5 protein-coding genes are annotated in these 11,946 nt (G+C 73.7%); 1 reads left to right on the plus strand and 4 read right to left on the minus strand.

Annotation, left to right across the window (positions count from 1 at the left end):
* The first annotated feature begins 165 nt into the window (after positions 1 to 165).
* Complete coding sequence (locus POL25_RS17820) at positions 166 to 1,866, plus strand: SMI1/KNR4 family protein (protein WP_272087275.1); 1,701 nt, start codon at positions 166 to 168, stop codon at positions 1,864 to 1,866.
* Between the two features lie 459 nt (positions 1,867 to 2,325).
* Here POL25_RS17820 and POL25_RS17825 read toward each other — a convergent pair whose 3' ends face one another.
* The 4 genes from POL25_RS17825 to POL25_RS17840 form a co-directional block, all read right to left on the minus strand.
* Positions 2,326 to 3,411 carry a hypothetical protein gene (locus POL25_RS17825; protein ID WP_272087276.1) on the minus strand — a complete coding sequence of 362 codons (1,086 nt, stop codon included), beginning with the start codon at positions 3,409 to 3,411 and terminating at the stop codon, positions 2,326 to 2,328.
* Positions 3,412 to 3,416: 5 nt separating this feature from the next.
* Positions 3,417 to 4,751, minus strand: a complete 1,335-nt coding sequence (locus POL25_RS17830) for a DUF1552 domain-containing protein (RefSeq protein WP_272087277.1) — start codon at positions 4,749 to 4,751, stop codon at positions 3,417 to 3,419.
* 5 nt (positions 4,752 to 4,756) lie between these two features.
* Positions 4,757 to 6,901, minus strand: a complete 2,145-nt coding sequence (locus POL25_RS17835) for a DUF1592 domain-containing protein (protein ID WP_272087278.1) — start codon at positions 6,899 to 6,901, stop codon at positions 4,757 to 4,759.
* A gap of 270 nt (positions 6,902 to 7,171) precedes the next feature.
* Positions 7,172 to 11,602, minus strand: a complete 4,431-nt coding sequence (locus POL25_RS17840; RefSeq protein WP_272087279.1) for a cation-translocating P-type ATPase — start codon at positions 11,600 to 11,602, stop codon at positions 7,172 to 7,174.
* Between the last annotated feature and the right edge of the window lie 344 nt (positions 11,603 to 11,946).

Genomic DNA, 11,946 nt, shown 5'->3' on the forward strand with positions numbered 1-11,946 from the left:
CGATGGCCGGCGCCATCCTACGTCGATTCGCCGTTCGTCCGTCGCTGTCGCGCGGGGTGACGACTGCCACGCGTAATGTCGATGGATAGCGATCGCGGCGCGGGGACGCTTGCGAAGCGGCCGATCCGGCGTGTATCACCACAGGCGAAGGCGAGGTTTACCCGGATGGCGAAGAAGACGGCGGGGGCGAAGAAGACGGCTGCGAAGGCGACGGCGCGCAAGGCCGCAAGCAAGACCCAGGCGACGCAGGCGACGACCGGCGCGACGTCGAAGGCCGCGAAGGGCACCTCGGCGAAGCCGGCGGCCGCGAAGGCCAAGTCGGCGAGCAAGAAGGCGACGAAGGCGAAGCCGGCGGCCGCGAGCAAGAAGCCCGGTAAGAAGGCCAGCAAGAAGGCGGCCGGCGAGGCGACGGCGCCCGCGAAGAAGGCCGCCAAGAAGTCGGCCAAGTCCGCGAGCAAGGCGAAGGCCGAGCCGAAGGCCGCCAAGGCGACCGGGACCCGGTCGACCAAGAAGGCGAGCAAGGCCGCGAGCAAGGTGACGAAGGCGTCCGCGGCCCCGTGGATCGCCGGCGGCTCGACGGGCGCGGGCAAGAAGCGCGGCAAGCTGGCGCCGCCGCGCGCGACCGAGGCGAGCAAGATCGCGGCCCAGGTGATCGAGGCGGCCGCGGCCGCGCTCGGCACGGGCAAGAAGGCGGGCAAGTCCAAGTCCAAGGCCAACGTCGGCGCCGACTACGGGGCGCCGGCCAAGGGCAAGGGCGGCAAGGGCGGCAAGGGCGGCAAGGGCGGCAAGGGCAAGCAGTCGAGCCTCGCGGCCGACTACGCGACGCCGGTCGTCGAGCTGGCGGCGAAGAGCAAGAAGGCGGCCAAGAAGGGCGGGCGCAAGGCCGGCGCGGCGCTGGCCAACGCGGTGCAGACGGTCGCCAGCGTGACGAAGGCGGCGGTCGAGGCCGCGACTTCGACGGTCAAGGCGGTCATCGCCAAGGCCCAGAGCGGGTCCAAGAAGGCGGGCCGCAAGGCCGCCAAGGCGGGCAAGGCCGCGAGCAAGGCGACGCAGGCGCCGGCGGCCAAGAAGACCGCCAAGAAGACGGCGAAGAAGGCCGCCAAGGCCGGCGCGCCGAAGGCCGCTGCCGCGGGCAAGCAGGCCGAGGTCGCGGCGCCGCGCAAGGGCACGACCAAGGCCAAGGGCAAGAAGAGCGGGTCGAAGCGGGCCAAGGGCGGCAAGAAGGCGTCCAAGAGCTCGGACGACTCCGCTAGAAGCCCGCAGCCGGGCGCGGTGAAGGCCGCGCGCGCGACGAAGGTAGCGACGACGCCGGCGACGAAGGTCGCCCGCGACGGGCAGGCTGCGGGCAAACATAAGGGCAATCCGGCCGCTCGTGCGGCCAAGCTGATCGCCAAGATCGAGGCGGGCGCGAGCGCGGCCGGGGTCAAGCTGCCGAAAGGCGCCAGCCCGGCCGCGATCGCCAAGCTCGAGCAGACGCTCGGGCTGGTGCTGCCCGACGCGGTCAAGGCCTGGTACCTCGCGCACGACGGAGGCGGCAGCCGCTTCGAGCTCGAAGAGCGCGAGCTGCTGTCGCTCGAGCGCATCGCCGACGAGTGGAAGATCTGGAAGGACCTGCTCGACAAGGGCGTGTTCGGCGACAACGCCCACAGCGACCCCGGCCCGGGCGTGCAGCAGAAGTGGTGGATCCCCGAGTGGGTGCCCGTCACCTACGACGGCTCGGGCAACCACGACGTGGTCGACCTGGCGCCCGGCAAGGGCGGGACGCGCGGGCAGATCCTGTCGTTCTGGCACGACGAGCCGAGCCGCCGGGTGGTGGGTAGCGACTTCCTGTCGTGGCTCGCCAAGCAGACCTGGGGCGCCGACTGATCGGTCGCCCGGCGGTCGCCGGGCGCGCATGACTGTTCGGGTATGTCCGATAGGGCATGCCCGAATGGGCATGTTCTTCCGGACATGTTCTAAAAAGCATGTCCGGGCGGGCATATGCCCAAATCGTGTCTGTGCGGGCGTGCAGGGCATGTGTGCGTAGGCCTGTCCGAACGGGCAGGTCCGGACGGACCCGCGTACGAACTGCCCGCGAGTGCTGCGAGCGGGTATGTTCGAAGGGACATGTCCGTGAGTGGCGCGAGAGAACGGCCATGTTCGAAGGGACATGTACAGACGTGGCCCGTACGCTGACGATGGGCCGCATCCGAAGGGGCAAGCCCGAGTAGGCCTATCGGCGAGCCTCCCGGAGGGCATGCACGGGAATGATTCGGGCATGACTCGCGCATGCCTGTGCATGACTCGCGCATGCCCGAGCGGGCATGCCCGAAGGGACATGCCCGGTCAGGGGCGACGGCGCGGGCGCAGCAGGGGCAGGAGCACCAGCAGCCACGCGGGACCCTGCGGGGCGCCGCGGCAGCCGCAGCCCTCGCCCTCGCCCGACGCTTCGGGCTCGCCGGTCTCCGACGCGGTCGCGCCGCTCGTCGAGAGGTCGACGCCGGTCTCGCCGGAGCTGCCGGTCTCGTCGCCAGAGCTGCTCGAGGTCGGGGCGCCGTCGCTGTCCGATTCATCGGGGGCGGTCGTGCTGCCGCCCGTCGTCTCGCCCGGATCGCCGGTGGTCGGGGCCATCGGCTCGGGGCAGGCGGGGTTGGCATCGCCGACGCCGCACTGGTGCTCGTCGAGCAGCCACACCTCGTCGCCGGTGCCCTGGACCAGGATCGGGCGCGCGGCCACGGGCGTGCCCTCGGGCAGGCCGGCGATCGCGTCGGCCGGCATGATCGCGGCCGTGGCGGGGTCGAAGCGCCAGGCGCCGAGGCTGTCGGGGGCGACGAGGCGGCGAAAGCCCTGATCGATCAGCCACAGCGGCTCGGTGGTGCCCTCGGCGAGGGCGAGCTGCGGCGGGCCAGCGACGGTGGCGCCGATCGGCGTGCCGGCGATGGCGAGGTCGGCGACCTTCATCAGATCGAAGTAGGTCGAGAAGTGCCACTGGTCGAGGATCGACGGGCCAGCGATGTGGCGCTTGACGTTGCCGACGACCGGCAGCGGCGGGCAGGTGTAGACGGCCGGCGAGCCCGACAGCTCGAGGTTGGGATCGCCGTTGGTGTCGATGCCGTAGGCGTGCACGGCGTGCGGCTGGCCGTCGAGGCGGCTCAGCGGGAGGGCGCCGCGGAAGCCGTGCTGGCACTGCTCGCCGCGACAGCCGCCGTCGAGCGGACGATTGGCGGTGAGGGGCACGCCGGTCGCCGCCGGATCGCCGGCCGGACCGTCGAAGTAGAGGTGGACGTCGATCGTGGTCGGCGGGGTGTCGGGATCCTGGGCCCAGCCGGACACGCCGCTGCAGTCGGCCGTGACGACGCCGACCGGGCCGGCGGCGCTCACGGCGGTCGGCGCGAGGGCGATGAGCCCGAGGACCAGGGCGGACCGGGTCATCGCGCTCACAGGACGACGCCGTCGATCGGCGCGGTGCCGTCGTCGCCGAACACGGCCCCGTCGAAGCCGAAGCTGCCCTCGACCTCGTAGGCGTCGAGCAGGCTGACGTGGAGGTCGGTCAGCGGCGGCTGGGCGTCGAGCGGGAAGGCGAGCTTGCGGTTGCCGGTGGCGATCACGCCGGTGCCGCCGAACAACATCGGGCAGTTGTGGCCGTGATCGTGGCCGTTGCCCTCGCCCATGCTGGCGATGGCGAGCACGATCGTCTCGTCGAGCAGGGTGGCGCCGGTGGTGCCGGGGGTGTCGCGCAAGAGGCCGAGCAAGGCCCCGAGCTGCTGGTTCTGCCAGGTCTCGACCTTCTCGAGCCGGTCCTTGGCGGCCTGATCGCCGAAGTGCGACAGGGCGTGGTGACCGCCCGGAGCGGCCAGGAAATCGTGCGAGCGACAGCTGAGGCCGAACTCGATCATGAAGCTCATGATGCGGGTCTGGTCGCACAGGAACGCCAGGCGGATCAGCTGATGGAAGGCGTCGACGCGGCCGGCGTAGTCGAGCCCGGGCACCGGCGGCTGCGGGTCGGCGGAGCACTCGGCGCCGCTGCTGGCGAGGCTGAGCTCGAGGTCGCGGAGGGCGTCGAAGTAAGCCTCGAGGGTGGTGCGATCGGCGGCGCCGAGCTGCTGCTGGAGGACGCGCGCGTCGTCGCGGACGAAATCGATGACCGATTGCTTGGTCTGGCGCCGCAGGTCGGCCGGGGGCCCGGTGAGGCCGTCGACGCCGGCGCCGAACAGGCGCTCGAAGGCGGCGCTCGGATCGATGGTGGCGACCAGCGGCGAGCCGGGGCCGGTCCACGAGATGCTCTGGGTGAAGGCGCAGGAGGAGCCGCCGACGTCGCACGGGCCGGGCTCGCCGGCGCTCCACTGCAGCGACTTGAAGCGGGTGTCGGGCGCGAGCTGCTGCACGAGCAGCTGATCGAGCGAGACGCCGTTCTGCATGTGGCCGCTGAGGTCGACGATGTGCCGCCCGGTCATGATGGTGCCGGTGCCCATGGCGTGGGCGGCCCCGGGGCTGGCGATGGCGGCGTTGTTGGAGAGGTTCTCGAGCGCGAGGGCGCGGTCGGCGAACGGCTGCAGCGCGGCCGCCTGGGCCGGGTACACGAGCTGGTTGTCGACGAGCTGCGGGACCCACCACTCGGGCCGGTGACCGTTGGGGAAGTAGTAGACGAGCAGGCGCGGCTTGGGCCCGGCGGCGCGGGCGGTGCCGACTTCGAACAGCTCGAGCGCGGGCAAGACGAGGCTGGCGGAGCCGACCCCGAGCAACCACCGACGACGCGAGAATCGTTGAGACACGGGCATCACTTCTCTCCGAGAGCGGCCGGCGAGCGGAAGGCCGGGGTGTGGACGATGGCGTCGATCAGCTCGCCGAGGGTGTGGTCCTCGACGGTCGCGGCGGTGGCGATCTCGTTGAGGTAGGCGGCGTCGAACAGGGCGAGCGGCCGACCGGCGGCGTAGGTGAACAGCTTGCGGGTGAGGCAGCCGACGAACACCTCGCTGTCGTTGAACAGGCCGGAGAGCTCGGCGGCGCCCTCGAAGGTGCGCCCGTCAGGCAGCTCGCCGAGGTTGTCGAGGTTGGGGTCGAAGACGGGCTGGGCGACGCCGTCGTACTCCTCGAGGCCGATGCCGAGGACGTCGAGCAGGGCGTGACAGCCGGCGCACGACGGATCGGAGCGGTGCTGCTCGAGCGCCTCGCGCACCGAGCCGGCGCCGCCGAGGTCGGGCGGCTCGAACACGAGGCCCGGAGGCGGCGGCGCGACCGGGGTGCACAGCAGCTTCTCGGACAGCCAGCGGCCGCGGCGGATCGGCGAGGAGTGCTCGGCGTCGGAGGTGGCGGTGAGCCAGGCGCCGAGCGAGAGCAGGCCGCCCCGCTCGCCCTCGCCGACGGGCACGCGCACGACCTCTGCGGAGCCGACCGGCGGGAGGCCGTAGTGGGTGGCCAGGCGATCGTTGCGGTAGGTGAAGTCGGGGTGGATGATGGCGGCGACGGGCAAGCCGTTGGTGAAGAAATCGCCGAAGAACCGCTTGGACTCGGCGGTCATGGCGGCCCGCACGTCGTCGTCGAAGCCGGGGAACTTGTCGGGGCTGGGGCTGAAGCTCTGGAGGTGCCGCGTCGAAAGCCACTGCTCGGCGAAGCCGTCGAGCAGCGCGGCGGCGCGGGGGTCGTCGAGCATGAAGGCGACGGCCTCGGACAGGCCCTCGTCGGTGGCGAGCCGGCCCTCGGCGGCCATGGCGAACAGCCGGTCGTCGGGCATCGAGCTCCACAGGAAGTACGAGAGCCGGCTGGCGAGCACGTAGTCGTCGAGCCAGGCGCCCTCGTCGGCGTCCTCGGTGGTGCGGGCGCGGTAGAAGAACCGCGGCGAGAGCATGACGGCGCGCATGACCAGGCGCAGCGCCTCGTCGGCGGTCTCGCCCTGCTCGCGCAGGCGGGTGAACAGACCGACGAGCTCGGCCTCCTCGGCGGCGTCGAGCGGGCGCCGCCAGGCGCGGAAGGCGAACTGCTTGACGATCTGGGCGTAACAGTCGAGGTCGCCCTCGCCCTGCGGCGCGCACACGAACACGCGGTCGTGACCTGGCCCCGGGGCCAGGTCGAGCGAGCGCACGCCGAGCGTGGCGACGAAGATGTTGTTGAAGGTGTTCTCGGCCGGGAGGTTGACCCAGTTGGTCGGGATGACCTCGATGGTGTGCACGCCGGGCGCGAGCGAGATCGGCTGCACGTGCTCGGCGGGGATCGCCGGCGTGCCCTGGACCGCGAACACCGGCAGGCTGACGCCGTTGACGCGCAGGCGCGCCTCGGCGGCGGGGGCCGGGCCGCCGAGGCCGGCGCCGGCGCGCAGGACGATCTGCGCCTCGGTGGCGGCGGGCACGTGGACCTGGACGACGAGCACGTTGCCGGTGAGGGCCCACAAGTCGCCGATCGAGTAGCCGGGGGCCGGGACGGCCAGCTGTGCGCCGGTGAAGCTGGCGGCGAAGGCGGGGCGATCGGCGAGCGCGTCGGCGATGACGGTGCGCGCGGCGGCGTCGTAGGCGTCGAGCAGGGTGGCCGACATGTGAAGCTGGCCGGCCATGTTGTCGAAGCCGCTGGCCTCGGGATCGGGGCCGAAGGCGTCGGCCGGGCGCAGCGAGGTGCCCAGCAGGTCGCGCACGGTGTTGTTGTATTCGAGCCGGTTGAGCCGGTGCAGCGGCTGGGCCGGCTGCTCGGGGCCGTCGTCGCCGCCGGTGGTGTCGTCGGGGCCGCCGGTGCCGGGGCCGTCACTGGTGGCGGCGGCGGTGGCTTCGCTGCCGCCGCTGGTGCCCGCGGTGGCCTGGGCGGGGCCGTCGTCGCGGTAACAGCCGAGGGTCAGCAGGGCGCCGGTCAGGGCCCCGGCGACCAGGCGGCGTGAAGATGGGAGCCCCGGCGAACGAGCGCGCGCGGGCCGGGACAGCAGGTCGAGGGGTGCAGACATGGGCGGCGGCGAGGCGTGGGAGACGACCAAACTCGACCATAGCCAGGCGCGCGACGGCTGAGAAGAGCGAATCGCGGTTCGCTCGATCGGCCGCACATGGAGGTCCGCGGGTGCGGGCGACCTGCGATCTGCGGGGTCACGCGCGCGGCGACGCGGGCCGAGGCGCGCACGACCTTCGATCTGCGGGGTCACGCGCGCGGCGACGCGGGCCCGAGCGCGATGTGCATCACACACATGTCCCGAGAGACAGGTGTCGAGAATGCGCCCCGCTCACCCGGCCGGATTGCCGAGCCGGATCTCCACGTCGACGGGCGGCGGCGGGCGCGGGCGGCGGGCGGCCAGGCGGGCGCGGGCGCGAGCGACCAGCGGCGGGCCGACGACCGAGGCGACGGTGGCGGTGGTGGCCGAGGCGGCGGCGATGCCGAGGCCGACCGGGCCGAGCGGACGGCAGCCGAACAGGTGGCTGAGGCCGGGGGTCTCGACGACGGCGAGCATGACGGCGAGCGAGCCCACGCCGGTGAGGATGACCGCGCGGCTCATCTGGCCGGCGACGAGGGTCTGACCGAGCTGGCTGCCGACGAGGGCCAGCAGGCCGACGGTCGAGGCGCCGCGGCGGCCGCCCGGCAGCAGGTGCGCGGCCATCCACGCCGCCCCGGCGCCGCCGGCGGTGGTGATGGCGCGCAGGGCGATGTCGCGGTCGAGGGCCTCGCCGAGGGCGACCTCTGGCCCTTCGGACAGGAGGTGGCGCAGGCTCGCGGGCGCGGGCGGGCGCAGGGCGATCGCCATGGTCGGGGCGACGTCGGTGAGGAGGTTGATGAGCAGCAGCTGACGGGCGTTGAGCGGGCTGCCGCCGAACAGGCCCGACAGCAACGAGAAGCCGATCTCGCCGAGGTTGCCGCCGGTGAGGATGGCGACGGCGTCGCGCACGGCCGACCACATGGCCCGGCCCTCGGCGATGGCGTCGACGATGGTGTCGATGCGCTCGTCGACGACGAGGAGGTCGGCGGCGTCGCGGGCGGCGAGAGTGCTGCGCGCGCCGAGAGCGATGCCGACGTCGGCCAGGCGGATCGCGGCGGCGTCGTTGGCCCCGTCGCCAGTCATGCCGACCACCCGCCCGGCCCGCTGCAGCGCCTTGACGATCCGGACCTTGTGCGCCGGGGTGGCGCGGGCGATCACGCCGAGGCTGGGCAGGGCGGCGTCGAGTGTCTCATCGGACATGTCCTCGAGTTCAGGTCCGGTGAGGACGTCGCGGCCGTTGAGGAGGCCGAGCTGGTCGGCGATCCGGCGGGCGGTCCGCGGGTGGTCGCCGGTGATCATGATGAGGTCGACGCGCGCCTCCTGCAGGCGGGCGATCGCGGCGGCCGCCGAGGCGCGCGGAGGATCGCTGAGGAGGACGAAGCCGCCGAAGCGCAGGCGATCGATGCGGGCGTCGTCGAGGTCGCGCTCCTCGCTGGCGGGGCGCTCGGCGATCGCCAGCACGCGCAGGCCCTCGCCGGCGAGCGCCTCGGCGCGCGCGAGCACGGCGGCGCGCTCGGCCTCGGGCAGGTCGCAGCGGCGCAGGACGACCTCGGGCGCGCCCTTGACGGTGAGCCGCAGGCCGGCGTCGCTGGCCCCGAGCACGGCGTGATAGCCCCGACCTGGCTCGAAGGGCATCTCGTGCAGGCGCTGCCAGCCGGGCACGTCGCGCTCGGCGACGACGCCGATCCGTCGCCCGCCGTCGACGATCGCGCGGTCGGTGGGGTGCGGCAGGACAGCGCGCGCGTGGTTCGGCGGCGAGGCGCGCAGGGCCGCGGCCAGGAGGGCGCAGGCCCACTCGGGTGATTCGTCGCTGCCGAGCGCGACGGTCTGTTCGGCGTCGGCGAGGCCGTGGAGGTGGATCTGGCCCTCGGTGAGGGTGCCGGTCTTGTCGGCGCACAGGACGTCGAGCCGGCCCAGGGCCTCGACGGTCCGCGGGTTGCGGACCAGGGCGCCGCGCTGCGACAGCCGGCGCGAGGCGGCCAGCTGGGCGACCGTGGCGAGCAGCGGCAGACCCTCGGGCACGGCGGCGATCGTCATGCTGACGCCGAGGTCGATGAGGCTGTGGATGTCCTGGTGGCGGAACAGGCCGGCGCCGACCAGCAGGGCGCCGCTGAGGCCGGCGATCGGCAGGGTGCTCTCGGTCAGCTTGCGCAGGCGGGCCTCGACGCCGGTCTCGGGGCTGAGCTCGCGCAGGGCGAACAGGCCGCGCCGCGCCTCGGTGTCGGTGCCGGTGGCGACGACGACGGCGCGCGCGCGCCCGGCCGCGATCGCGGTGCCCTCGTACAGCATGCTGCTGCGATCGGCGATCGCGGCGGCGTAGGAGGGTGCGGGATCCTTGGCGATCGGCAGCGACTCGCCGGTGAGGCTCGACTCGTCGACCTCGAGATCGTCGGTCGCGAGCAGGCGGCAATCGGCGGGCACGACGTCGCCGGCGTGGAGGTCGACGACGTCGCCCTCGACCAGCAGGTCGGCGGCGATCGTGCGCTCGCGACCGCCGCGGAGGACGCGGACGGCCGGGCGCTCCTGGTCGGCGAGGGCGGCGATGGCCCCCTCGGCCTGGTAGCGCTCGGCGCCGCCGATGATGGCGTTGAAGCCGAACACTGCGGTGATGAGGCCAGCGTCGAGGAAGGAGCCGGTGACGGCCGAGAGCGCGGCGCCGGTGACGAGCACGGGGGTCAGCGGATTGACGATCTCGTGGGCGACGGCCCGCGCGAGCCGCAGCGGGCGCGCGGGCTGGTGCGGCGGCGGGTGGTGCCGGCTCGCGGCCACGGCGTCGGGCAGGCCGGAATCGACGCTGGCGCCGAGGCGCGCGAGCACGAGCTCGGGCGAGAGCCGGTGCCACGGGGTCGGGTCGACGGCGGGCGGGGGCGGTCGCCTGGCCAAAAGGACAGCTCGCCTGAGGCCGTTGGCGAGGGCGATCACGCTGGCGGCGTAGGTGGCGAGCATGACCTGCTGCGGGCGGGTCTTCTTGAGCCCGCCGAGCGCGAGCGCGGCCCCCAGCGCTGCGCCGACGCCGGCCAGCACGACGCTCTGCTCGGCGACCTGGCGGGCGACCACGCAGGCGTCGACGAGGAAGGTGGCGTCGGCGAGGTCGTCGCGCAGGAGGATGTCGGCGGTCCACGGCGGGTGGCGCGGATCGAGGGCGAGGCCGAGGCCGACGTCGGCGGCGGCGAGGCCCGGGCGATCGCGGGCCGAGAGCACGGCGACGACGCGACCGTGGCGCTGCAGGCCGTCGACGGCCTCGGACAGGCCCGCGGGCTCGATGCGCTCGTGGGCGGTGAGGAGCCGCGCGAGCGCCGGGTCGTCGCAAGCGAGCACGAAATGCAGGCGCGAGTGGCGGATCGCCGCCAGCAGGACGTCGGCGCCGCGACGCAGGGCCGGACGCAGGTGGACGACCGCGACCGGCTCGCCGCCGTGGGCGAGGATCAGCGAGTCACCGGTCCAGCCGTCGACGGCGGCGCGCAGCGGGCCGCGCCAGTCGGGCGGGACGAGGCTGGCGGGCGGGCCGATCGACCAGTCCTCATGGACATGGACCGAAGACCAGGCGTCCTCGCGGAACAGCATGCCGGCGTGGTGGACCACCGGCTCGCGGGCGACGCCGGGCCCGGGCACGACGGCGGCCATGGTGCGGGCGTCGGTGAGCAGGGCGTCGGCGTCGACGACGAGGGTGTCGACGCGGTCGAGCAGGCGCACGGCGGCGTTGCGCAGGACCAGGCAGCGGCGCCGGCCGAGCGCGACGCCGAGCTCGGCGGCGAAGATGGTGCGGCCGTAAAAGGCGGCCTTGGGCAGGCCGCCGAACAGCGGGGTGAGGGCGGACTCGAGGTTGTGGGTGTCGGCGATGCCGACGACGAAGCCGCCGAGCGAGGCGAACAGGGCGTCGTCGGCGTAGCGCTCGATGATGCTGTCGGGCAGCGGCACCGGCCGCTCGCGCGCGGGCAACGGGGCCAGCCGCGCGGGCGCGTGCGGGTCGCCGCACAGCTCGGCCTCGCGCCCTTCCCAGGCGGCATAACGGGCCCGCTCGGCCCGCAGCTTGACGGCCTGCACGACCATGTCGACGAGCAGGCCGATCGGCCCGGCGCCGACGGCCTGGACGACGGCGTTGGTGACGCCGACGCCGACCTCGGTGGCGGCGCTGCCGAGGCGGTCGACCAGGAGCTTGCGCAGCCGCGGGGTGTTGTCGACGACGGTCATCAGCGCGGCGAGGTCGAAGCCGGCCCGGCTCGGGGCGAAATCGACGAGCCGCAAGGCGCTGCCGAGGACGACGCCGCAAGCGTCGGCGCCGAGGTCGACGGCCTTGCGCAGCAGCGGCTCGCGATCGCCAGGGTAGTCGGGCAGCGCATCGGCGAACGGGAGGTCGTGCAGCCCGAGCCGCAGCTCGATGGCGTCGACGATCCGCGCGAGGGTGTCCGGGGTCCACACGGCGGGGTCGTGGTCGATGATGGCGCGCCCGACGAGGCCGTTGATCCGCACGCCCCGCACGCCGCCGAGGCCGGCGAAGGTGGCCTCGACGGCGTCGGCGAAGCGGGCGAAATCAGGGCCGTCGAGGGCCCGCAGCTCGACGTGCGCGCGCGCGCCGTCGGTCCAGACCCGCCGGTGGCGATGGCCGAACAGGTTGACGGCCGTGCGCAGCCACGACGGCGGGCGCAGCGGCGAGATCGAGGCGAGGCGATCGAACAGGCCCACGCCGCAGATCATGGGCCGCGCAGGCGCGGCGCGGAGAATTGTCCAGGGCGGCGGCAAGGACCCGAGAGCGCGCGGCAGGGGCCCGCGCCGCCGAACAGGGCCGCCCCGCGCGCGCCAGGCTCGACGGGGCGCGAGCGAGGCGGGCTCGGCTTGATGCCAGCACGGGCCCGCGCGGTCGGCAGTGATATGGCTCTCGGGACAGGTTCTAAAATAGCAGCGATGGAGATGTCCCTGGGGACAGGCTATGCGAGGATGGTTCTCACGGTGGCGAGAACGCGGCGGCCGGCAGCGACATGTCCTGCGGGACAGGTGATGTGAAGATGACTCTCACGGTGGCGAGATCG

It is taken from the genome of Nannocystis bainbridge, assembly GCF_028368995.1.
Taxonomy (GTDB): domain Bacteria; phylum Myxococcota_A; class Polyangia; order Nannocystales; family Nannocystaceae; genus Nannocystis; species Nannocystis bainbridge.